At 64.0% G+C, this 22692-nt stretch carries 17 protein-coding genes; 2 read left to right on the forward strand and 15 right to left on the reverse strand.

Translation table 11 applies throughout. The features are described from left to right. Positions 1–95: 95 nt before the first annotated feature. The 14 genes from yihG to DEH80_RS06450 form a co-directional block, all read right to left on the reverse strand. Complete coding sequence (gene yihG, locus DEH80_RS06385; RefSeq protein ID WP_165831330.1) at positions 96–1031, reverse strand: 1-acylglycerol-3-phosphate O-acyltransferase, YihG family; 936 nt, start codon at positions 1029–1031, stop codon at positions 96–98. After that, positions 997–2046, reverse strand: coding sequence for a uroporphyrinogen decarboxylase (hemE, locus tag DEH80_RS06390; protein WP_109719655.1), 1050 nt, complete (start codon positions 2044–2046; stop codon positions 997–999). Before hemE ends, yihG begins: the two co-directional genes overlap by 35 nt. Positions 2047–2082: 36 nt before the next feature. Beyond that, positions 2083–2808: an orotidine-5'-phosphate decarboxylase gene (gene pyrF, locus DEH80_RS06395; RefSeq protein WP_109719656.1), complete on the reverse strand. Its 726-nt coding sequence runs from the start codon at positions 2806–2808 to the stop codon at positions 2083–2085. Between the two features lie 27 nt (positions 2809–2835). After that, positions 2836–4248: an FAD-dependent oxidoreductase gene (locus DEH80_RS06400; protein ID WP_109719657.1), complete on the reverse strand. Its 1413-nt coding sequence runs from the start codon at positions 4246–4248 to the stop codon at positions 2836–2838. A 59-nt stretch (positions 4249–4307) separates the two neighbouring features. Beyond that, positions 4308–8768: a glutamate synthase large subunit gene (gene gltB, locus DEH80_RS06405; protein ID WP_109719658.1), complete on the reverse strand. Its 4461-nt coding sequence runs from the start codon at positions 8766–8768 to the stop codon at positions 4308–4310. 201 nt (positions 8769–8969) lie between these two features. Next, positions 8970–10115 carry a deoxyguanosinetriphosphate triphosphohydrolase gene (locus DEH80_RS06410; protein WP_109719659.1) on the reverse strand — a complete coding sequence of 382 codons (1146 nt, stop codon included), beginning with the start codon at positions 10113–10115 and terminating at the stop codon, positions 8970–8972. 2 nt (positions 10116–10117) lie between these two features. After that, on the reverse strand, positions 10118–11176 hold the full coding sequence (aroB, locus tag DEH80_RS06415; RefSeq protein ID WP_109719660.1) for a 3-dehydroquinate synthase: 1059 nt from the start codon (positions 11174–11176) through the stop codon (positions 10118–10120). Continuing rightward, a complete protein-coding gene (gene aroK, locus DEH80_RS17690) occupies positions 11173–11715 on the reverse strand; it encodes a shikimate kinase AroK (RefSeq protein ID WP_109719661.1) in 543 nt (180 codons plus the stop codon). Before aroK ends, aroB begins: the two co-directional genes overlap by 4 nt. After that, positions 11715–13724: an Ig-like domain-containing protein gene (locus DEH80_RS06425; protein ID WP_109719662.1), complete on the reverse strand. Its 2010-nt coding sequence runs from the start codon at positions 13722–13724 to the stop codon at positions 11715–11717. Before DEH80_RS06425 ends, aroK begins: the two co-directional genes overlap by 1 nt. An 80-nt stretch (positions 13725–13804) precedes the next feature. Then, on the reverse strand, positions 13805–15925 hold the full coding sequence (locus tag DEH80_RS06430) for a type IV pilus secretin PilQ (RefSeq protein ID WP_165831331.1): 2121 nt from the start codon (positions 15923–15925) through the stop codon (positions 13805–13807). Positions 15926–15937: 12 nt separating this feature from the next. Continuing rightward, positions 15938–16459: a pilus assembly protein PilP gene (locus tag DEH80_RS06435; protein ID WP_207774507.1), complete on the reverse strand. Its 522-nt coding sequence runs from the start codon at positions 16457–16459 to the stop codon at positions 15938–15940. Continuing rightward, on the reverse strand, positions 16456–17094 hold the full coding sequence (locus DEH80_RS06440; protein WP_207774508.1) for a type IV pilus inner membrane component PilO: 639 nt from the start codon (positions 17092–17094) through the stop codon (positions 16456–16458). The genes DEH80_RS06435 and DEH80_RS06440 overlap by 4 nt, the downstream gene beginning before the upstream one ends. Then, the gene (locus tag DEH80_RS06445; RefSeq protein WP_109719663.1) at positions 17091–17663 is read right to left on the reverse strand and encodes a PilN domain-containing protein; all 573 of its coding nucleotides are present in this window, start codon (positions 17661–17663) and stop codon (positions 17091–17093) included. Before DEH80_RS06445 ends, DEH80_RS06440 begins: the two co-directional genes overlap by 4 nt. Beyond that, positions 17660–18736 (reverse strand): pilus assembly protein PilM, encoded by a 1077-nt coding sequence (locus DEH80_RS06450; protein ID WP_109719664.1) that lies wholly within the window; start codon positions 18734–18736, stop codon positions 17660–17662. The genes DEH80_RS06445 and DEH80_RS06450 overlap by 4 nt, the downstream gene beginning before the upstream one ends. A 163-nt stretch (positions 18737–18899) precedes the next feature. On the opposite strand from DEH80_RS06450, the gene DEH80_RS06455 reads away from it, so the two are divergent. Then, complete coding sequence (locus tag DEH80_RS06455; protein ID WP_109719665.1) at positions 18900–21410, forward strand: penicillin-binding protein 1A; 2511 nt, start codon at positions 18900–18902, stop codon at positions 21408–21410. Position 21411: 1 nt separating this feature from the next. Continuing rightward, a complete protein-coding gene (locus tag DEH80_RS06460) occupies positions 21412–22014 on the forward strand; it encodes a hypothetical protein (RefSeq protein WP_109719666.1) in 603 nt (200 codons plus the stop codon). On the opposite strand, the gene DEH80_RS06465 is transcribed toward DEH80_RS06460, so the two are convergent. After that, a complete protein-coding gene (locus tag DEH80_RS06465) occupies positions 22011–22610 on the reverse strand; it encodes an anthranilate synthase component II (RefSeq protein WP_109719667.1) in 600 nt (199 codons plus the stop codon). The genes DEH80_RS06460 and DEH80_RS06465 overlap by 4 nt on opposite strands. Between the last annotated feature and the right edge of the window lie 82 nt (positions 22611–22692).

Here is a 22692-nt window from a genome sequence, read left to right on the forward strand (position 1 = left end):
CGGGCCATTCTCTGGAGCGTGGTGCACCGAGGCCAGGAACCTGTGGCGCCGATGCTGCGGCGCGTGAGTATAACCAACGCCGGCCCGCTGCCTGCCTAGGGCGGCAGTTCACGGCGCATCGCAGCGATGTCGGCGTCTTTCTCGTCCCACAGTCCATTGATCCAGGCCTCGGCGCGCTGGCGTGAATCGGGGTCTTCCATCGCAAGCCCGGCCGGGACCGGACGCAGACGCATGCGGATGAGCACAGGCTGCTCCGCGCCGGTAAGAAACCGCCAAAAGCCGGGCCCCTCGGGCGTGGGATAGACCACCGTGGTGTCGATGACGCCGGCCAGTTGGTCGCCCATCGCCGACATGACGTAATGAATGCCGCCTGCCCGGGGGCGGAGCAGGTGTTGCCACGGAGACTGCTGCGCCTGATGGCGGGCGCGGGACAGTCGCGTGCCCTCGACATAGTTGATGATGGTGACCGGCGTGTTCCGGTAGCGCTCACAGGCCTTGCGGGCGGTGTCCAGGTCGCGCTGCGCCAGTGCGGGGTTGGCGGCCCGCTGGCGAGAGGAGTAGCGGCGCATGAACGGGAAGTCCATCGCCCAACAGGCGAAGCCGATGATGGGAAACCACAGCAGCTCGCGTTTAAGGAAAAACCGCGGAAACGGAATACGGCGATGGTGGAGGATGAGCAGATAGACGATGTCCACCCAGGACTGGTGGTTGCAGATCAGCAGGTACGTCCGGTCCTGGTGCAACGCACCGTCGACCTCCAGCCGGTAGCCCCCGACGCGCATCCAGTGCAGCAACCGTCCCAGCCCCCCGGAGAACAGGCCCACGACCCGGTCCATGCGTCCGGCTGTCCATCGACGAATCGGCTCGAAAGGCAGGGCCAGCTTGATCAGCGCGAAGGGCAGTAGCAGCCCGAAGCAACCGACCAGCCAGAGAACGGCCAGGGTCAGCGTGACGGCGGCGGTGAGTTGCAGGCGCAGGACCTGCAGCGGCCCGGGGTCAGGCCGATTCGAACGGGTGGCCGTGGACGGCATTGACCAGCTTGGCGACCGCATCCGGACGAATGTCCGGTGTGATGCCGTGCCCCAGGTTAAAGACATGACCCGGCTGTGGGCCGAAGGCGTCCAGCGTGCGGGCCACCTCGCGTTCGATCACGTGATTGTCGGCACGCAAGATGCCCGGGTCCAGATTGCCTTGCAGCGCGACGCGGTGGCCGACTCGGCGTCGGGCGTCGGCCGGATCGCAGCACCAGTCCAGGCCCAGGGCATCCGCGCCGGCGTCGGCGATCTGCTCCAACCAGGGTGCGCCCCCCTTGGTGAAGAGGATGACGGGCGCATCCTCAGGGCCGCGGTCTAGGCCAGCGACGATGCGCTGCATGGGCTCCAGCGACCAGCGCCGGTACGCGTCGTAGGACAACGAACCGCCCCAGGTGTCGAAGATTTGTACGGCCTGCGCCCCGGCAGCGATTTGGGCGTTGAGATAAAGCGTGATGGACTCGACCAGAATATCCAGTAAATGCGCCATCGCATCCGGCCGGTCATAGGCGAGGGTCTTGATGCGGGCAAAGTCGCGCGAACCCTGGCCCTCGACCATGTAGCAGGCCAGTGTCCAGGGGCTGCCGGCAAAGCCGATGAGGGGTGTGCGACCGTCCAGCGTCTTGCGGATCAGGCGCACGGCATCCATCACATAGCCAAGATCATCCTCGGGGTCGGGAACGCCCAGTGCCTGAATAGCGCTGAGATCGCGTACCGGCCGATCAAAGCGGGGGCCCTGTTTTTCCACCAGCGACAAGCCCAGGCCCATGGCATCCGGAATCGTCAGGATGTCGGAGAACAAGATGGCCGCGTCGAGTTCGAATCGCCGTAGCGGCTGCATGGTGACTTCGCAGGCCAGCTCCGGCGTTTTGCACAGGGTAAGAAAGTCCCCAGCTTCGGCACGGGTGGCGCGGTACTCGGGCAGATAGCGTCCGGCCTGACGCATGATCCAGACGGGCGTGGTGTCCACGGGCTGGCGACGCAGCGCGCGGATAAAGCGGTGAGGAGAGTCCATGACGGGAGTCTAAAAGCTTGGGGGCGGTCGCGTCACTCAGGCTGCGCGTTCGGCCAGTCCCTGTTCGATCTCCGCCACGATTGCGCGGGCGGCGGCGGCGGGGTCGGCGGCATCGCGAATCGGTCGCCCGACCACGATATGGCTGGCGCCGGCCGCAATGGCGGCAGCCGGTGTCATCACCCGTTTCTGATCACCGTCGCCTACCGCGTTGGTCGCCGGACGGATGCCCGGGGTCACGGCCAACGCCTGCGGGCCGAGTGCCGCGCGGACGCGTCGGACTTCATGCCCCGAGCAGACCACGCCGTCCAGGCCGGCGTCACGGGCGCGGCGCGCATGCCGCAGGACCAGTTCATCGACCGGTGTGTTGATGCCCAGATCGGCGAGGTCGGCCTGGTCCAGGCTGGTCAGCGCAGTGACGGCAACGACCTGCAGCTCGGCACCGCTGGCCTCGGCGGCGGCCTCCAGCATGGCCTGCTGGCCGGCATGGATGGTCAGCAGGTTGGCGCCGGAATCGGCCAGCCGGCTGACCGCACGGCCGACCGTGGCCGGAATATCGTGCAGCTTGAGGTCACAGAACACCTGGTGACCCTGTTCGCGTAACCAGGCCACCAGATCGAAGTAGCCGGGGTCCATCGCCAGTTCCAGGCCAACCTTGTAGTAGCCGGCCGCGCCGTCCAGCGATGCAACCAACCCGCGCGCGGAGGCCGCGTTGGGTAGGTCCAGCGCAACAATCAGCCGCTGGCGGGCGGTGGTTTCGGTCATGGGGCTCGTCTCGGCTGGGCCAGGCGCCTAGACGCCCAGGTATTCGCAAATCGCGTCGGCGGCCTGACGTCCCTCGAACACGGCCGTGACCACCAGGTCGGAGCCGCGGACCATGTCGCCACCGGCAAAGACCTTGGCATTGTCCGTCTGGAAGACATGACCCTCACCGGCGCGCTTGACCTGCACCCGGCCATCGTCGTGGATGCCGATTTGATGATCGGTGAACCACTCGGCGGGATTGGGACGAAAACCGAAGGCGATGATCACGCGATCAGCCTCGATGACTTCCTCGGTGCCGGGGACCGGCTCGGGGCTGCGGCGGCCGCGGTTGTCCGGCGCACCCAACTGGGTCTGCACGACCTTCACGCCTTCGACACGGCCGTCGCCGACAATCTCGATGGGCTGGCGGTTGAACAGGAACTGCACGCCTTCTTCCTTGGCGTTGGCCACCTCGCGGCGGGAGCCGGGCATGTTGTCCTCATCGCGGCGATAGGCACAGAGGACACGCTCGGCACCCTGGCGAACCGCCGTCCGATTGCAGTCCATGGCCGTGTCGCCGCCGCCAAGCACGACGACTTTCTGACCTGCCATGTCGATGAACTCGCTGGGATGATCTTCCAACGCCAGTTCGCGGTTAATGTTGGAGACCAGATAGGGCAGCGCGTCGTACACGCCTTCCAGGTCTTCACCGGGGAACCCACCCTTCATGTAGGTGTAGGTGCCCATGCCCAGAAACACGGCGTCATACTCATCAAGCAGCGACTGGAAGGGCAGGTCTTTGCCGATTTCGACGCCGAGGCGGAATTCCACGCCCATGCCTTCCAATATCGTGCGGCGATTGCGCACCACCTCTTTTTCCAGCTTGAAGGGCGGGATACCGAAGGTCAGCAAGCCGCCGATCTCGTCGTACTTGTCGAAGACCACGGCCTGCACGCCGTTACGGGCGAGCACATCGGCGCAGCCCAGGCCGGCCGGTCCGGCCCCGACGATGGCGACGCGTTTGCCCGTGGCCACCACCTGGGACATGTCCGGGCGCCAGCCCTGCTTGAAGGCCTCGTCGGAGATGTACTTTTCGACATTGCCGATGGTGACAGCGCCGAACCCGTCATTGAGGGTGCAGGCACCCTCGCAGAGCCGGTCCTGCGGACAGACGCGCCCGCAGACTTCGGGCAGGGAGTTGGTCTTATGAGATAGCTCCGCCGCTTCGAACAGGTTGCCTTCCTCAACCAGCTTGAGCCAGTTGGGAATGTAGTTGTGGACCGGACACTTCCATTCGCAGTAGGGGTTGCCACAGGACAGGCAGCGCCCGGCCTGCTGGGCTGCGGATTCGGCATCGAAACTGGCGTAAATCTCGCGGAAGTCCTTGATCCGGACTTCCACCGAGGTCTTGGCCGGGTCGTGGCGCGGCACATCCAGGAATTGCGTGGTGTTCTTACCCATTTACTGGCCCTTGCAGGGGTGGTCGGCCCGCCCGAAGGCGGGCATGGGGGCGCCTGAAATCAGGCGGCCTGGCGGATGGCGTCGAGCAGATCGCCGATATCGATGGCCTTGGGCTTGATCAGCCAGAAACGGCCAACCCAGTCTCGCCAGTCGTCGAGAATTTCGGCACCCCACTGGCTGCCCGTCACCTTGACGTAGTCGGCAATCAGGTCGCGCACGTAATGCCGATGCCCTTCCATGTGTTCGGCAACCAGCCGGTGTATATCGATGAGCTCGTGATTGTAGCGGTCGACGAAGTGGCGATCGCGATCCAGCACATAGGCGAATCCTCCGGTCATCCCGGCGCCAAAGTTCACGCCCGTCGACCCCAGCACGCAGACCACGCCGCCGGTCATGTACTCGCAGCCGTGGTCGCCACAGCCTTCCACCACGGCCAGGGCGCCGGAGTTGCGCACGGCAAAGCGTTCACCAGCGCGGCCGGCCGCGTAGAGCGTGCCGCCGGTGGCGCCGTAGAGGCAGGTGTTGCCGATGATCGTCGTGTCCTGGGTCTTGAAGGCGCTCTTTTCAGGGGGACGGATGGTGATCCGGCCACCGGCCATGCCCTTGCCCACGTAATCGTTGGCGTCGCCAATCAAATCCAGATGCAGGCCGCCGGCATTCCAGACGCCGAAGCTCTGACCGGCCGTGCCGTTCAGCTCGATGGTGATGGGTGCGTCAACCATGCCCTCGTTGCCGTAGCGGCGGGCAATCTCGCCCGACAGCCGCGCACCGATGGAGCGGTGGTAATTGGCAATCCGGAACGGAAAACGCCCGCCCGACTTGGATTCGATGGCCGGCAGGCAGGTCTGCACCATTTCTTCGGCCAGCTCACCCTTGTCGTAGGGCTCGTTACGGGGTTCGACACAAATATGCGTGCGCGGATCGGCCAGGCTGTCCACCGACAGAATGGGGGACAGGTCCAGCTTGTTCTGCTTGGGGGTGCGGCCCGGGTCGATGTCGAGCAGATCGCTGCGACCGATCAGTTCCTCGACCGAGCGAGCCCCCAGGGCCGCCAGCTGTTGGCGGACATCTTCGGCGATGAAGCGGAAGAAATTCTCCACCATCTCCGGCAGGCCGATGAAGTGCTTGAGTCGCAGCACCTTGTTCTGCGTGGCCACGCCGGTGGCGCAGTTGTTCAGATGGCAGATACGCAGGTACTTACAGCCCAGTGCGACCATGGGGCCGGTGCCAAAGCCGAAGGATTCAGCGCCCAGCATCGCGGCCTTGATGACGTCGGAACCGATTTTAAGCCCGCCATCGGTTTGCAGACGCACTCGGCCACGCAGGTCGTTCATGCGCAGCGTCTGGTGGGTTTCTGCCAGGCCCAGTTCCCATGGTGTGCCGGCGTAGCGCACCGAGGTGAGCGGGCTGGCGCCGGTGCCACCGTCGTAGCCGGAGATGGTGATCAGGTCGGCATAGGCCTTGGCCACACCGGCCGCAATCGTGCCGACACCCGGGCCGGAAACCAGCTTGACCGACACCAGCGCGTCAGGGTTGACCTGCTTGAGGTCAAAGATGAGCTGCGCCAGATCCTCGATCGAATAGATGTCGTGATGGGGCGGCGGGGAGATCAGCGCGACGCCAGGCTTGGAGTAGCGCAGCTTGGCAATCATCTGGTTGACCTTGTGGCCCGGCAACTGGCCACCCTCACCGGGCTTGGCTCCCTGCGCCACCTTGATCTGCAGCACCTCGGCATTGACCAGGTAGTGCGGGGTGACGCCAAAGCGGCCCGAGGCAACCTGCTTGATCTTGGACATGCGCTCGGTGCCGTAGCGAGAGGGGTCTTCGCCGCCTTCGCCAGAGTTGGAGCGACCGCCCAGCCGGTTCATCGCGATGGCCAGGGCTTCGTGGGCCTCGGGCGACAGCGCGCCCAGGCTCATGCCAGCGGAGTCGAAGCGTCGGACAATGGCCGAGACCGGCTCGACATCCTCCAGCGGAATCGGCTCGCCCAGCGGCTTGATCTTGAACAGATCGCGCAGCACGGCGGGTGGTCGTGCACTGACCTGGTCCACGTATTCCTGATAGTCGGCAAAGTCGCCGGACTTGACCGCCTTTTGCAGCGTGAACACGACATCCGGGTTGTAGGCGTGGTATTCGCCGCCGTGGATGTACTTGAGCAAACCACCCTGGACCAATGGCTTGCGCGGGTTACGGGCCAGTCGATCCAGCTCGACCGTCTCCTGCTCGATATCGGAGAACGCGGTGCCCTGCACACGGCTGACGGTGCCGGGGAAGCAGCGCTGCACGATCTCGTCCGATAGGCCGACAATCTCGAACAACTGCGCGCCGCGGTAGCTGGCAATCGTCGAGATGCCCATCTTGGACATGATCTTGTAAAGGCCCTTGTTAATGCCCTTGCGGAAGGCCCGGCCCAGGTCGGCGCGTTCACGGTCGCGAATCTCGCCGGTGCGCAGCATGTCGAACAGGCACTCATAGGCCAGATAGGGATGCACACAAGACGCCCCGAAGCCGATCAGGCAGGCGAAATGATGCGAGTCCCGGGCCGTGGCTGTGTCGACAATGATGTTGGCGTCGGTGCGCAGGCTTTCACGGACCAGTGCGTGATGGACGGCGCCGGTGGCCATCAGGGCATGGACCGGCAGCTCACCGGGCGTCAGGCCACGATCGGTGAGAACGACCACCACCTTGCCGCCGCGGACGGCCTCGACGGCCTCGTGCGTGATGCGGTTGATGGCGGCAGCCAGGCCCTCGTCTTCGGTCCAGGCCAGTCGAATACGTACGTTGGCATAGGCCGGATCTTCCAGCGCCAACAACTGTTCGTACTTGCCGGTGGACAGTACGGGGGAGTCCACCAGCAGGCGTTTGGCGCGGTCTGGTGTTTCCTCGAACACGCTGCGTTCGGCGCCCAGGCAAGACTCCAACGACATGACGATCTGCTCACGTAGCGGATCGATCGGCGGATTGGTGACCTGCGCAAACTGCTGGCGGAAGTAGTCGTATAGCGAGCGATGCTGCTGTGACAACACCGGGAAGGGGGTGTCATCGCCCATGGAGCCCACGGCCTCTTGGCCGGCCTCGGCCAGCGGGCGCAAGACCTGGTCGCGCTCTTCAAAGGTGACCTGGAACAGCTTCTGGTAGGTCGCTAGTTCGGTACGGTCGAAGAACGACCAGGGGTCGGTCTCCGTGAGCTTGGACTCGATCCGGCGAACGCCGTGCTTCAGCCACTGCTTGTAGGGGTGGCGGCCAGCCAGCTCGCGGTCGATGTCGTCGGGGTAGAGCACGCGGCCGGTTTGGGTATCGACGGCCAGCATCTGGCCTGGGCGCAGTCGGCCCTTTTCGACGACATCCTCAGGTGCGTAGTCATAGACGCCGATCTCGGACGCCAACGTGATGACGCGGTCCTTGGTGATCACGTAGCGCGCGGGACGCAGGCCGTTCCGGTCGGTGCCGCAGGCCGCGTAGCGGCCATCGGTCATCACCAGGCCGGCCGGGCCATCCCAGGGCTCCATATGCATGGAGTTGTATTCGTAGAACGCGCGCAGGTCGGGGTTCATCAACTCGACGTTCTGCCAGGCGGGCGGGACCATCACGCGCGCGGCGGCAAAGATGTCCATGCCACCGGCCAGCAGCACTTCCAGCATGTTATCCAGCGACTGCGAGTCCGAGCCGTCCATTGTGACCAGCGGCATCAGCTCTTCGATGTTCTCGAGGTCGCCGCTTTCGAACTTGCGCGCCCGCGCCACCGACCAGTTGCGGTTGCCGCGGATGGTGTTGATCTCGCCGTTGTGCGCCAGGAAGCGGAACGGCTGTGCCAGCGGCCAGCGCGGCAGCGTATTGGTCGAAAAGCGCTGGTGGAATACGCAGACGGACGAGGCCAGGCGCTCGTCGTTCAGGTCCTTGTAGAACACCGGCAGGTAGGCCGGCATGACCAGGCCCTTGTACAGCAGAATCCGGCAGGACAGCGTGGTGACGTAGAAATCCGGGTCGATGTCTGCAATCGCCTTCTCGGCCGCGCGGCGGGCGCGGAACAGGGCGAGTTCGAACTGGAAGATGTGCCAGTCGTCCGGTGCCGTGACGAACACCTGCTCGATGCGCGGCTTGGTCAGCCGGGCCTGGTCGCCGAGGGCCGACTCGTCCACCGGCACCTCGCGCCAGCCGGCCAGCGTCAGGCCTCGGGCCTCCAGCGCCTCAGCCAGCTGGCGGCGGGACTGCTCGGCAACCGCCTCATCCTGCGAAAGGAAGATATTGCCGACGGCGTAATCGCCCTGGCCCAGGGCGATGCCCTGTTCTTCGGCGACTGCGCGCAGAAAGCCGTCGGGCTTTTTCATCAGCAGGCCGCAGCCGTCACCGGACTTGCCGTCGGCAGCCACGGCGCCGCGATGGGTTAGACGAGCAAGTGCGCTAATCGCCGTTTGAACGAGCCAGTGGCTGGGTTGGTCGTCAATCTGGGCGATGAGGCCAAAACCGCAGTTGTCACGCTCAAATTCCGGGCGGTAGAGCCCTTGCTGTGTCATTGCCATACGCAACGCCTGTCCGTGAGGGAGGCACTCCAAGCGGCCGCAGGCGGTTGGCGCTGCAGCCGGTGAGGGCGCTCGTCGAGTATTTGCCGCAGTGCGGCATGCGGACCAGCCATTATAGAAACGGGCCCATGACCGTCAAACGAAGCCCCGTTGCGCAAGGGTTTCCTGCGCCATTTGTGACGCACTGCCGCAAAATTCGGCCTAGCGCAGCCGTCGGGGGTCGAACAGGCGGTCGTACTCGTCCAGGGCGTATCGATCGGTCATGCCGGCGATGTAGTCGGCAATCAGGCGAGCGCGGGTTCTGCGTTCGAGATCTGCCTGCTCGCCGGGGACGCGGTCCGAAAACTTCGGTGGTAGTAGCTTGGGGTCAGCCAGAAACGCGTCGAACAAGGCCTTGATCACCCGGCGCGCCTTGCTGGTGATGCGATAGACCTGATGGTGGCTGTAGAGGTTTTGATAGAGGAACCGCTTGAGTTCGGTGTTCAGGCGCCGGGCCTCCGGGCTGAAGCTGATGAGCGGCTGGCCGGCCTGGCGGACGGCATCGACACTCTTGGGCCCCAGCGCGTCCAGTGCAGCTTGGCTGGTCTCGATCACGTCCAGCACCAGGTAGTTGATCATGCGCCGGATCACTTCATGGCGGATCTGCTTGGGCGTGAGCGATTGATAGCTGTTCATAACCTCGTGGTAGAAACGCGCAAACAACGGCACGTCGACCAGTTGGTCCAGGGTCAGCAATCCCGCGCGCAAGCCGTCGTCGATGTCATGGTTGTTATAGGCAATTTCATCCGAGAGATTGGCGAGCTGGGCTTCCAGCGATGGAAACGAGCCGTCGAGAAAACGCTGGCCCACATCCCCGAGCCGTTTCGCTTTGGCCCGTGTGCAGTGTTTGAGGATGCCCTCGCGGGTTTCGAAGGTCAGGTTCAGCCCCTGAAAGGCGGCGTACTTGTTCTCCAGGACATCGACCACGCGCAGCGACTGAATGTTGTGCTCGAAACCGCCGTAGGGCTTCATGCATTCGTTCAGCGCATCCTGGCCCGCATGGCCGAAGGCGGTGTGACCCAAATCATGGGCCAGCGATATGGCTTCCACCAAGTCCTCGTTCAGCCGCAGTGAGCGCGCCAGCGTCCGCGCGATCTGGGCGACTTCGACGGAATGGGTCAGCCGGGTTCGGAAGAGGTCGCCTTCGTGATTGACGAAGACCTGGGTCTTGTACTCCAGGCGGCGGAAGGCGGCGCAGTGGACAATTCGATCCCGGTCGCGCTGGTATTCCGTTCGATTCGGAGAGCGGGTCTCGCTGACGCGCCGGCCGCGGCTGGTTTCACAACTCGCTGCGTAGGGCGCCAGCATGCTCAGGTCGCGGCCAGCAGGGTTTCGCGCAGGGGCTCAGGTGGCACGTCGCTGGTGATCAGGGCCTGTCCAAGCGGCTTGAGCAGCACCAACCTCAGGCGGTTGTTCAGCACCTTCTTGTCCCGTTGCATCAGGGCGATGAACTGGTCGACCGGGATGTCCGGCGATCGTGTCGGCAGGTCCAGAGCCTGAAGCAGCTTGGACAGCCGCGTCACGTCATGCTGGCTCGTCCAGCCCAGCCGGTGAGACAAATCGGCGGCCATGACCATGCCGATGGCCACCGCCTCGCCGTGCAGCACGGTGCCGTAGCCGCTGGCCGTCTCGATGGCGTGCCCAAAGGTGTGGCCCAGGTTAAGCAGCGCGCGCTGGCCTTGCTCGCGTTCGTCGGCCGCCACGATGCGGGCTTTTGCGGCGCAGCAGCGTTCGACGGTTTCGCTGAGCACGGCGTGATCGCGCGCACGTAGAGCGGCGACCCGGACTTCTAGCCAGGCCAGGAAATCGAGGTCGCCCAATGCGGCATATTTCACCACCTCGGCCAATCCGGCCGCGTATTCCCGGTCGGGTAGCGTCGCGAGCAGGCTGAGGTCGGCCAGCACCTGTCGCGGTTGGTGGAAGGCGCCTATCAGATTCTTGCCGGCGGGGTGGTTTACGCCGGTTTTGCCCCCGACGGAGGAGTCGACCATGGACAGCAGCGTGGTCGGAATCTGGATGAAGTCGATCCCACGGTGATAGACCGCGGCGGCAAAACCCGCCAGATCGCCGATCACCCCGCCACCGAGGGCAATGATTAAGGCATCGCGGTGGAACCCGCCGTCTGCGAGTGCATCGAGGATCACCGCAGCAGACTCCAACGTCTTGTGGGCCTCGCCATCTGGAAGAATGCAGGTGGCCGTCTCGTCGGGCAGCTGGGCAAGCAGGGTCTGCAGGTGCAGCGGTGCGATGGTGTCGTTACTGACGACCAGGCAGCGCTGACCCCGGGTGTCGATGTGCGCCAGTACGTCAGGGCCGATGGCGATGGGGTAGCTGCGGTCTCCGAGTTCCACCTGCAGAGTGCGGGTCATAGCGCGGTCTGGCTTGTATTGAGGTGACGGTGGATGTCCTGGGCCACGGCCTTGGCGGCCCGGCCTCGGGTTTCCACGATGAGGTCCGCGATCTCCCGGTACAGCGGGTCGCGGGTCTGGAACAGCGTGGTCAAGGTCTGTTTGCGATTGCCGGCGTTGAGCAGCGGGCGCCCCTGGCTGTTGCGTGTTCGCTGCAACTGCTGTTCCAGCGTGGCATGTAGATAAATCACATAGCCGCGGCTTGCGAGACAAGCCCGGTTGTCATCCATGAGCACCGAGCCACCGCCTGTGGCGAGGACAATGTCGTCGCGCTGCGTCAGCCGGTCGATCATCTTCGCTTCGCGGCGGCGAAATCCGGCTTCCCCTTCAATCTCGAAGATATAGGGGATATCGACACCGCAGCAGGCTTCGATCTCGTGGTCGCTGTCGACAAATTCCAACGCTCGCAGACGCGCCAGGCGCCGGCCGATCGTGGTCTTGCCGGCGCCCGGTGGTCCGACCAGAAAGATCCGGGTCAGCTGCGCGCTGTCCTGTGTCATCAGTCCTCGGGCGGGGCTACGATCTCGATACGCCGGGTGCTGCAGACCTGTCCGTTGTCGGAGCCATCGGCCGCGATGCGGCGCACACAGGCCTGGACGTCGACTTCACGAATCTCGTCGGCGCCCAGTGGCGGGTTGAATGTCGGCACGAAATAACGCGAGGTGGCAACGCCGCTGGCATTGGTGGTGCCGCCACCGGGGAACACCCGTTCATTCGGGTTGCCCGCATTGGCGGCTGAGGTGATGGTAAACGTCACCTGGGCGCCATCAATCGGCTGGAAGGCATTGTTCCGAACCTCGAATGTCAGCGTCGCCGTCCGCTGGTTGCCGGCATCATCAGGCGAGGTCAGCACCCGTAGCGGTGCCTGCAAATCCACGCAGTTGCGACCGTCGCTTGTTGTCGTGCAGACCTCGTCCTGGAACTGGACGCCCGTGCTGGCCTCAAGCTGCGGATTCGGGTCATTGGCGCATTCGCGATTGTCTTCAGCAATGATGGTGACGAAGCCCGAGCGGTCGGAGTACACGGCGTGGGGGCGCTCGAACACGCCGTTGGCGACTCGGGCGCGGCGTGTCTGGCTGGCCGTCACCGGGTCGTTGTTGATGATCAGTCCAAAGGACGTGCCCGAGGCGCCATCAAACTGCGCGGTGAGGTCGACGCAGCCGGTGACCCCGGCGCCGCTGCCATCTCGCCAGTCGATCTCCAGGTTGACCGCATTGTTCGGGCCCACCAAGGCACCTTCACCGAACTCGGGGTCGGTGAAGCTGAAGGTGTCGGCTTGGACCTGGACCTCGATGCTGTCGGTGCACTGCGCGCCGGTTTCATTACAGAGCGCGAGCGCAGTTGCATCGTTGGCCGTGGCGACGGTGGCGGTCAGGTCGACCGTCTGCGCCGTATTCCCCGAGGCCGCTGGTTCGAAACCGAAGCGCACGACTCCGAAATCATCGGTGACCCCGCGCAGGCCCTCGCTATTGGTCTGAACGGTGAAGCTGCCATCGTCGCTGCTGCTGAGATCGACCTTGACATCGGGTAGCGCGGAGACCGTCTCGTTGCCGTCGGCATCTTCCTGGACCTGCTCAACCGTGGCGGTGTAGCCCGATTGCGTCGTGCCGGCCGGGACCGAGGTCGGGCCGCGCAAGGTAATCCGGGCATAGGGGTCCGGCGGGCCAGGGAGCACGAACAGGGTGTACTCACGTTCGGTGGTGCCACCGGCGGATGAGCCGAAGACCGTCAGCGTGTCTGCGGTGCGTGCATTGACCGTGCTGGGGGCCAGATAATCGAAGACAGCGGTGCCATCGAGCAGGGTTTCCTGGTCGGTTTGGCGGATCACCGAATCGGTGAGTGAAGTCTGGACCTCGACATTGGCACCACGGACCGGCTGTGTCGTGCCGTCGCAGTTTCCGGTCGATGTCACCGTGACCAGAAACTCAGAAGCCAGCTCGCCGGCCTGGACTTCCAGGGAGCCGCTGGGAATCCGGTTGCCGCTGGCCGTATTGATGGGGCCCTGGACCCGCACCGTGGGTGCTTGTTGGGCCGGAACCCGGACCGAGAGTGCATCCTCGCCGCGAACTTCGTCATCGACGACGGCCGTGCCTTCCAGGGAGACGCTGATTTCGGTGCGAATCTCGGTGGGGGCACGATAGGTAAACACCATCTCGCCGTCTTCGTCCGTGTTGGCGCCGCCCACCCGCTGGCGGCCATCGGGCGCCGTGGCGGTAATCGTGCCCGCGGGCTCGTCACCCACCGATGGCTCGATGAGCACAAAGACGTCGGAGACGGGGTCGCCTTGTTCTGTCGTCAGCAATGCCGTGAACGGCTCGCTGGTGGCGCCAGCTGAAACGCAGGTGGGCCCGTCGAGCGTCAGCACGTAGTCGGCGTCCGGATCCACGCCACCGCTGTCCTGCTGGTTCAGCAGGCCTCCGGTGGGTGTGTCGTCGGAGCAGGCCGCCAGAATGGGCAGCAAGGCGATGGCCAGCAGGCCACGCAGGCGCGGGATTGTGTTGTCTGTCATGCCGGCCTTATATCACGTTGGCCGCCGGATCGCGTGCAAAACCCCCAGGAAGCGAAGGGCCCGCTGATGCGGGCCCCGGCTTAGTCGACCTGCAGGGATTCGGTGACGATCTTCGGCGTGATGAAGATCAGGAGTTCGCGCTTGGTCGACACGTTGCGCTTGTTACGGAACAGGGCGCCCAGCACGGGAATATCACCCAGCAGCGGGACTTTGGTCACGAGCTGGTTGGTGGTCTGTTCGTAAATGCCGCCCAGCACCACGGTCTCACCGTTCTCGACCAGCACCTGGGTATTGACCTTGCGGGTGTCGATCGACGGGATGGTGCCACCCAGTACGTTCGCGACCTGCTGGCCGACGCTGTCTGAATTCACCGCCAGGTCCATCACCACGCGTTCATCCGGTGTGATCTGTGGCGTGACGGTTAGCGACAGCACGGCTTTCTTGAACGAGATAGAAGTCGCGCCGCTGGAGGTGGATTCCTGGAAGGGAATCTCCACACCTTGCTCGATGGAGGCCTGCTTGGCGTTGGCCGTGATCACGCGCGGTGAGGAGATGACCTCGCCCCGGCCCTCGGCCTGCAGGGCCGACAATTCCAGATCCACCAGGTAGTCGGATCCAAGAATGGCCAGCGCAAAGCTGCCCGCTGCGCCGGACACCGGCAGGCTGACATTGAAGCGATCCTGCAGGGCGCCCAGCTGGACCGGGAAGCCTGGCGTGGTGTCGGTGAAGTCGTTGACGGTGACGTCGGTGGATTCCAGGCTGCCAGAAGAGCTGATCAGGCCATTGTCGCCATTGGTGGCGACCACCGATGTGCCGAAGCGTGTGCCGATTTCCTTGGTGAAATCCGAGTTGGCGATGACGATGCGCGACTCGATCAGCACCTGACGAACTGGAATATCCAGGCGCTCGATCAAGTTGCGGATTTCGCCCAGCTTTTCGCGGGTTTCGTTGATCAGCAGGGTGTTGGTGCGCTCGTCGACGCTCACGCGGCCCCGCTCGCTGAGCAGCGAGGTGGATTCCGAGGTCAGCAGCGCGGCAATGTCGCCCGCTTTGGCGTAGTTGATCTGCACGATCTCCGACCGCAGCGGCGCGAGTTGCTCTTTCTGCGCCTGGGCTTCCAGCTCGACCCGTTCGCGCTCGGCCAATTCCTGGATGGGCGCGACAAGGATGACGTTGCCTTCCTCACGCATGCCCAGACCCTTGGTACGCAGGATGATGTCCAGCGCCTGGTCGTAGGGAACGTTCTGCAGTCGCAGTGCGATGTCGCCAGAGACCGTGTCGCTAACCACCATGTTCACGCCGGCGACATCCGCGATGATCTGCAGCAGCGCGCGAATATCGACGCTCTGGAACGACAGGGAAATGCGCTCGCCGGTGTACTGCGGTTTGTCCCGCTCACGCTGTTCGATTTCGGCGACGGTCAGCGGCTGCAGTTCCAACGTGAAGACGTTGCCGGACTGGTAAGCCACCTGCTCGAAATCACTGCTGCTGATTGGGGAGACGACGATGCGTGCATGAATGCCTTCCTGCTGGGCATCGATGTACTTCACCGGCGTGGCGAAATCGAGCACGTCCAGGCGGCGCGCAAATCGATCCGGCAGTCGCGTGTTCTTGAACTCGGCGATGATGCGGCCGCCTTCCTCACGAACATCGACGGGCGTCTTGGGGTCTGTCAGCGAGACGATGACGCGGCCCTGGCCGGTTTCGCCGCGTCGGAAGTCGATATTGGTGATTTCCGGCTTGGGCGCAGCTGGCGCGCGGCTGCTCGACGCGCTGCGTGCGCGGGCCGCTTCCGGACGGCCGGCCAGTTCCACAATGATTTGCGAGCCGCGGGTGTCGACCGTGTAGGGCACCAGCTGATCCAGTTCGACCACGACACGGGTGCGGCCGCGGGCCTCGGCTGTGGCGACGCTGGAGACCTGGCCGATGTTGACCTTCTGGTAGCGCTCCGCCATGGCACTGCGGGTGTCGGCAAGATCCAGCGACAACCTGGCCGGCGTTTCCACGGTGAAGGTGCGCGGATCAGGGGCCGGTTCCGACAAGGTCAGCACGATGCGGACCGCGTCGCCGGGCAGGGCGGTAAAGCTGACGTCCTGCAGGGCGCGCGTCGGCCCCTGGGCCATCGCGGTCACCGCGGAGAGCATGAGTGCAACGCCGACGCTCAGGCGGGACGCAAATCGTTTGTTGGCAAATCGAGCCATCTTGCCCACTCCCTAGTTTTCGCTGAGCGCGATCGACGCTGAACGTTTCATGTACCCGCCGAATCCGTCAGGGATAATTTCTTCGAGCTTCACTTCGGCCTCGCTGATGCCGGTGATCTTGCCGTAGTTCTGACCCATGTAGTTGCCCACCGAAACACGGTGAACAATACCGTCTGGGGCACGGATCAGTGCGTAGGTTGCCCGGGCTGTTGTCAGCGTTCCGACCATGCGGAGGCTGTCCAGCGGGAATTCTTCCAATGCTTCGCGATTGCGATTGGCATCCGGGCGGATGCTGTTTTCGGGGCTCGGCCCACTCGGGGCTTCCTGCACCTGCGGCGTGAACGGATCGCGCCGCTCCCCGGGAATATATTCGAAGGGCTCGTACTGCCGGATCTGCGGGATCGGCTCCACCACGGTCGAGGTCCGGGACTTCACTTCATCGATGTAGGCGCGCAGATCGGAATTGTCACGGCTACAGGCGGCCAGGAGCAGGGCGCTAACGACCAGGGCCGTGGGGTGCAGAATTCGCATCATTGCCCCGCCTCGTCGTCTTCATCGAGATAGCGGAAGGTTTTGGCCAACGCCTGCATCCGCAATTCGCCGGGGGCTTCGTTGCCCCGGTTGCGGCGATTACCCCCTGCAGCCGGGCGAATTTCCACCTGATCGATGGTCACGATGCGGGGCAGGGCGGCGACGCCGGAGACGAAACTGCCCATCTCGTGATAAGTGCCGACCACCGTGATCTTGTTGGGGATCTCGGCGTAGAACTCCTTGGTGATCTCGCCCTGCGGCTGGAACAGCTCTTCTTCCAGGCCGCTGGCCACACGGGTCTGCGAAATATCATTCAGCAGGTTGGCAACCTCGGTGCGGTTGGGCAGCTGTCGCAGCATCGCTCCGAATGAACGGCGCATTTCCTCCAGCTGGGCCTTGTAGGCATCCAGATTGGCGATCTTGCGCTGCTTGGTCTCGAAGGTTTCGCGCAGCTGGGTTTCCTGTTGCTCGACCTTCTCCAATTCCGCGAACTTGGGTTTGACCAGATACCAGGTGCCGGCGCCGATGATGGCGGCCATGATCAGGATGATCGCACCGGTGCGAGCGTAGCCAGGCCATGCGCCCGGGTTGTTCGGATCCAGGCCCTGGAGTTCGTCAAATATCTCGCGTGCGTTCAAGAGTCCTCCTCCTGATCGCCGTTGCGCCGGGTGTTTTTGACCTGCAGCGTGAAGTCGCTCGCGCGGCCCGCCCCGCCCTCACCTGCGCGGGTCTTGATGACCACCAGTCGCGGTTGGGCGAACCACTCCGAAGCTTCGAGATTCTTCATGTAGGTGGACACACGGCCGTTGGATTCAGCAACCCCTTCAATGGTCGTGGACTGCCCCTGCTGTCGGATCAGCGTCAGGAAGACACCGTCAGGCAGGGTGTTCACGATTTCGTCGAAGAAGTGGACGGTTTGCGACCGGCTGGCCTGCAACTCCTCGATGATGCGCATGCGTGCCAGCAGATTGGCCTTGACGCGCTCCAGCTCCTCGATCTCCTTGATCTTGCGATCAATGGCCTTGATCTCGGCCTTGAGCATGTCGTTGCGCTGTGTTTGATGGTCAATGGCGCTGTCCATGAACTTCATGCCACCGAACACCGCCAGGGCCGCCACCAGCACACCTGCAATTGCGCCCTGGGCAAACTGCTTCTTGAGCCGTTCGCGCCGTTCTTCGCGCCAGTCGAGTAGGTTGATCTGCTTCATCGCGTATCAAACGCCCGCAGGGCCAGGCCACAGGCCAGCAGCATGCTGGTCGCATCGCGTTCGACCAACTGTGGCTTGGCCTTGGACAAGACGGTCATGTCCGCGAATGGCTGGGCGATGACAACGGGAATATCCAGGCGCTGACTAATCGTCTGGTCCACGTTCGGAATGGCAGCGCAGCCACCGGCCAACATGATCTGGTCGATTTGCTGCGCCTCGCCAGATGAGGCAAAGAAGAACTGCAGGCCGCGATCGATCTGCTGGGCCATGTCCTCAATAAACGGGGCGAGAACGGACTCGGCATAGTCCTCCGGCAAATTGCCGAAGCGCTTGGCCTTGCCGGCTTCCTCCCAGGACATGCCGTAGTGACGCATGATGTCCTCGGTGAGCTGACGGCCACCGAATTGTTGATCCCGGGTGTGAACCACCTCGCCATCCTGCAGCACCAGCGTCGACATGCCGCTGGAGCCGATGTCGACCACGGCGATGGTGCGGCCGCGGCCCTGATCCGGCATCTGCGGGGTCAGGACTTCGCAGGCGTTTTCGAGTACGAAGGCCTCGATGTCGACAATGGCGGGTGTGAGCCCACCCATCTCCAGCACGGTGATCCGCGACTCGACCGTGTCGCGCCGGCAGGCGGCCAACAGCACGTCGACCGTGTCTTCGCTGTGTTCCGTGGGGCCGAGCACCTGGAAGTCCAGGTTCACATCCTCGATGGAGTAGGGGATGTACTGGTCGGCCTCGACCTTGATCTGTTCTTCCATGTCGGATTCGGACAAGGCCGCCGACATGGTGATGTTCTTGGTGATGACCGATGAGCCAGCCACCGCAACTGCGGCGCGCTTGGTCTTGGTGCCCGCGCGTTGCACCGCCTTGGCAATGGCCTCGCCGACGGCTTCGGGTTCGTTGATCTGCTTGTCGACCACGGCGGCCGGCGGCAGTCCCTCAACGGCAAAGGCCGAGACTTCGTATCGCGTGCCGGAGCGACGCAGCTCCAGCAGCTTGATCGCGCTCGAACTGATGTCGATGCCCAAGAGGGGTTCGGGGCCGCGGCCCAAGAGCTTGTCTAGCATCCCCATGTATACTGTGCGCTAGAGCACACCCCCCTTTTGTAGGCGTTCCACCCGACCGTCTGCGACAGGCGAGACAGCTTCGTAACTATAGCCCAGTGTGACTCGGAATCAACAATAAGATACGAGCACAAATACTTGATCCAACGCCCAAACCCTGCGCTCCATGTCTCAAGCTGACGGCTCGCCAAAACGACGTTCGCGTCGAATCATCCTGATTTGTCTGTCGATACTCACCGGCTTAGGGCTGATAGGTGCTCTGGCGGCGATAGGCGGTTTCTACGCCTTGGGTGCCTACTACAAGCCGGGTTTGCCAACCGTGTCCGGTCTTGAGGATCTGGAACTGCAGGTGCCGCTGCGCATTTACACCGCCGATGGTGTCCTCATGCGTGAATATGGTGCCGAGCGGCGGGCGCCCCTGTCCTATGAGCAGCTGCCACAATCGCTGATCGAAGCGGTGCTGGCCGCAGAGGACGATCGCTTCTTCGAGCACCCCGGCGTGGACTGGCAGGGGCTGCTGCGCGCGGTTTGGGTGCTGGCGACGACCGGTGAGAAATCGCAGGGGGGCAGCACGATTACCATGCAGCTGGCCCGCAACTTCTTCCTGACATCCGAGCGAACCTACGAGCGCAAGCTGCGCGAGATTTACCTGGCGCTGGAAATCGAGAAGCAGTTGAGCAAGGAGGAGATTCTCGAGCGCTACCTCAACAAGATCTTCCTCGGGAACCGGGCCTACGGCGTGGGCGCGGCCGCAGAGGTTTACTACGGCAAGCCGGCCGCAGAACTGAACCTGGCCCAGTCGGCCATGATCGCGGGCCTGCCCAAGGCACCATCCAGCTACAACCCCATCGCCAACCCGGAACGTGCGCTGATCCGCCGGAACTACGTGCTGCGCCGCATGCGTGAGCTGGGCTATATCAATGCCAGCCAGTTCGATGCCGCCGTGTCCGCACCGGTCACCGCCGAACTGGCCCGGGGATTGGGCGAGATCGACGCCGACTACGTGGCGGAAATGCTGCGGGCCGACATGGTCGAGCGCTACGGCGACAAGGCCTACACCGGTGGGTTCCACGTGCGCAGCACGCTGGACTCAGGTTTGCAGCGGGCGGCGGATCGGGCGCTCAAGACGGCGTTGCTGGCGTATGACCAGCGGCATGGCTATCGCGGCCCCGAGGCCCGAACCGGTTTCGATCAGGACACCGACTGGGCCGATGCGGACGTCGACCTGGCCTGGCGCGAGCAGCTGCGCGATCTGCCGACCATCCGCGGGCTGCCCAAGGCGGTCGTGCTGGGCTGGGAAGAGGGGGCGCTCAATGTCCGGACGCTGGAGCTGGGCGATCAACAGATCACCGCCGAAGGACTGGAGTGGGCAGACCTAAAGGCCGGCAATCGCCCGTCGGTGGGCGACGTGATTCGTATGGAATCGGTCACCACGGATCAGGGGCACAAGATCTGGCGTCTGGCCCAGATTCCCCAGGTGCAGGGCGCCTTTGTCGCGCTGGACCCGGTGACGGGAGAGGTCAAGGCCATGGTCGGTGGCTTCGACTATTTCCTGGGTAAGTTCAATCGTGCGGTCCAGGCACAGCGTCAGCCTGGATCGGCCTTCAAGCCGCTGTTGTACTCGGCGGCCTTGGCCAATGGCATGACCCCGGCTACGGTCATTAACGACGCGCCCGTGGTCTTTGACGACCCTGCGCTCGAGGACACCTGGCGACCGGAAAACTACACGGGCCGGTTCTACGGTCCGACGCGCATGCGCGAGGCCTTGGTCAATTCACGCAACCTGGTGTCCATCCGACTGTTGCGGCAAGTGGGTATTGATGCCGCGCGTGATCACATCAGTGCCTTCGGCCTGCCCAAGGACCGGCTGCCGCGTGACCTGTCTCTGGCGTTGGGCAGTGCCGTGCTGTCGCCGCTGGAGCTGGCGCGGGCGTACGCGGTGTTTGCCAATGGCGGGTACCTCATTGATCCCTTCTGGCTGGATGCGATTGAGTCGGCGACGGGTGAACCAATCGCCATGCCACCGCGGCGTATCGGCTGCAGCCAGTGTCCGGCGTTGGACGAGGCGGAGCCGGCGGTACCGATCACCGCCGATGCGGGGCAGGAGCGGATGCTGTTCGGTGAACAATCGCCAGAGGACCCGCTGCCGGGCGGGCCTGGTGTGGATGAGCCGATTCTTCGGCCCGCCCCCCAGGTGATTGATGCGCAGAACGCCTGGCTGATGACCAGCATGATGCAGGATGTGGTAGCCCGTGGCACCGCGCGGCGCGCCCGGTCGCTGGGTCGCAGCGATCTGGCGGGCAAGACCGGCACCACCAATGACGAAAACGATGCCTGGTTTGCCGGGTACAACGCCCATCTGGTCGGGGTGGCCTGGATCGGGTTCGATCAAATGCGCCCCTTGGGTCGTGGCGAGGCGGGTGGCCGGGCCGCCTTGCCGATGTGGATCGACTTCATGCAAACCGCACTGGATGGTGTGCCGCCGTCTACGCAGGAACGCCCCCCGGGCCTGGTCACCGTGCGCATTGACCCGGCCACCGGAGAGCTGGCGACCTATGGCACCGAGGATGCGGTGTTTGAGACCTTCCCGGCCGACCTGGTGCCCAAGGCGCCGGATCACTACTCCGATTGGTCGCGGCCCAAAGGTGATTCCAAGAGCGTCGAAGACCTGTTCTGACATGCCTCCGGTCGACCGCGCGCGAGCGGCGCTGGCCAACGAGGCCGCCCGCATCATTTGTGAAACCGGCTTAAAGGACTACCGGCTGGCCAAGGAAAAGGCCGCCGAGACGTTGCCGGCGGAAGCCGCGGCTGGCATGCCTCGCAATATCGATGTTCGAGATGCGGTGCTCGCGTATCAGCAGGTTTTTGGCGGTGCCGCGTTCGAGCAACAACTGGCCGAACTGCGGCGCAAGGCGATTCGGGTCATGCGGTGGCTGGCCGAGTTCCGGCCGCGTCTGGTGGGCGGCGTGTTGACGGGCGCTATCGGACTGGAGCCGCGCCAGCACGATATCCAGCTACACCTGTTCGCCGATGCGGTGGAGGAACTGGATATCCACTTTCTGAATCACGGTATCGAATTCGATACCGGTGCGGTGCGCTTGCAGGTGCGCCGCGGTGTCTACGAGGAACGGCCGGTCTGCGAGTTCGAATTCGATGGCACACCGGTGGCCGCAACCGTCTTCTCCGAGCGGGCGGGGCGCCAGCCGCCGATCTCTTCAGTGGACGATGCGCCGATTCGTCGCGCGACGATCAAGGACATCGAGCGGCTGCTCGCGTCCTAGGCCGCCACCGGCGCTGTCTGCATGGCCAGGAAATTGCGCAGCAGATCATGACCATGCGCGGTGAGAATGGATTCGGGATGGAACTGCACGCCTTCCAGCGGGAGTTCGCGATGTCGCAGTCCCATGATCTCGTCCACGCTGCCATCGGCGTGACTCGTCCAGGCGGTGACTTCCAGGCAGTCGGGCAGGCCGTCGCGGTCCACGACCAGCGAGTGATAGCGCGTGGCTTCGTAGGGTGACGGCAGGTCGCTAAAGACGCCCACCCCGGTGTGGTGCACCGGCGAGGTCTTGCCATGCATGACCTGCCGGGCACGGATCACCCGACCACCGTAGACCTGGCCGATGCATTGATGCCCCAGGCAGACCCCGAGGATGGGTAACACGCCGGCATAACGTCGGATCACATCCATCGACACGCCGGCTTCATTCGGGGTACAGGGGCCGGGCGAAATCATGATGTGCGTCGGCGCCAGGCCCTCGATCTCGTCCACCGTGATCTCGTCATTGCGACGCACCACGACGTCTGCACCCAGTTCACCCAGGTACTGGACCAGGTTGTAGGTGAACGAGTCGTAGTTGTCGATCATCAGGATCATGGACGGTCCGGGGCAGCAGCTGCGACAGGGCCGCGCATTATGGGACAAGCCTGCGCGCGCGGCGAGCATTCACCTTGGCCTT

Source organism: Abyssibacter profundi (assembly GCF_003151135.1).
Classification (GTDB): Bacteria; Pseudomonadota; Gammaproteobacteria; order Nevskiales; family OUC007; genus Abyssibacter; species Abyssibacter profundi.

Coding starts and splice junctions, on each gene's coding strand:
- yihG (WP_165831330.1), bottom strand. CDS start 1,031: ATGCCGTCCACGGCCACCCGTTCGAATCGGCCTGACCCCGGGCCGCTG.
- hemE (WP_109719655.1), bottom strand. CDS start 2,046: ATGGACTCTCCTCACCGCTTTATCCGCGCGCTGCGTCGCCAGCCCGTG.
- pyrF (WP_109719656.1), bottom strand. CDS start 2,808: ATGACCGAAACCACCGCCCGCCAGCGGCTGATTGTTGCGCTGGACCTA.
- DEH80_RS06400 (WP_109719657.1), bottom strand. CDS start 4,248: ATGGGTAAGAACACCACGCAATTCCTGGATGTGCCGCGCCACGACCCG.
- gltB (WP_109719658.1), bottom strand. CDS start 8,768: ATGGCAATGACACAGCAAGGGCTCTACCGCCCGGAATTTGAGCGTGAC.
- DEH80_RS06410 (WP_109719659.1), bottom strand. CDS start 10,115: ATGCTGGCGCCCTACGCAGCGAGTTGTGAAACCAGCCGCGGCCGGCGC.
- aroB (WP_109719660.1), bottom strand. CDS start 11,176: ATGACCCGCACTCTGCAGGTGGAACTCGGAGACCGCAGCTACCCCATC.
- aroK (WP_109719661.1), bottom strand. CDS start 11,715: ATGACACAGGACAGCGCGCAGCTGACCCGGATCTTTCTGGTCGGACCA.
- DEH80_RS06425 (WP_109719662.1), bottom strand. CDS start 13,724: ATGACAGACAACACAATCCCGCGCCTGCGTGGCCTGCTGGCCATCGCC.
- DEH80_RS06430 (WP_165831331.1), bottom strand. CDS start 15,925: ATGGCTCGATTTGCCAACAAACGATTTGCGTCCCGCCTGAGCGTCGGC.
- DEH80_RS06435 (WP_207774507.1), bottom strand. CDS start 16,459: ATGATGCGAATTCTGCACCCCACGGCCCTGGTCGTTAGCGCCCTGCTC.
- DEH80_RS06445 (WP_109719663.1), bottom strand. CDS start 17,663: ATGAAGCAGATCAACCTACTCGACTGGCGCGAAGAACGGCGCGAACGG.
- DEH80_RS06450 (WP_109719664.1), bottom strand. CDS start 18,736: ATGCTAGACAAGCTCTTGGGCCGCGGCCCCGAACCCCTCTTGGGCATC.
- DEH80_RS06455 (WP_109719665.1), top strand. CDS start 18,900: ATGTCTCAAGCTGACGGCTCGCCAAAACGACGTTCGCGTCGAATCATC.
- DEH80_RS06460 (WP_109719666.1), top strand. CDS start 21,412: ATGCCTCCGGTCGACCGCGCGCGAGCGGCGCTGGCCAACGAGGCCGCC.
- DEH80_RS06465 (WP_109719667.1), bottom strand. CDS start 22,610: ATGATCCTGATGATCGACAACTACGACTCGTTCACCTACAACCTGGTC.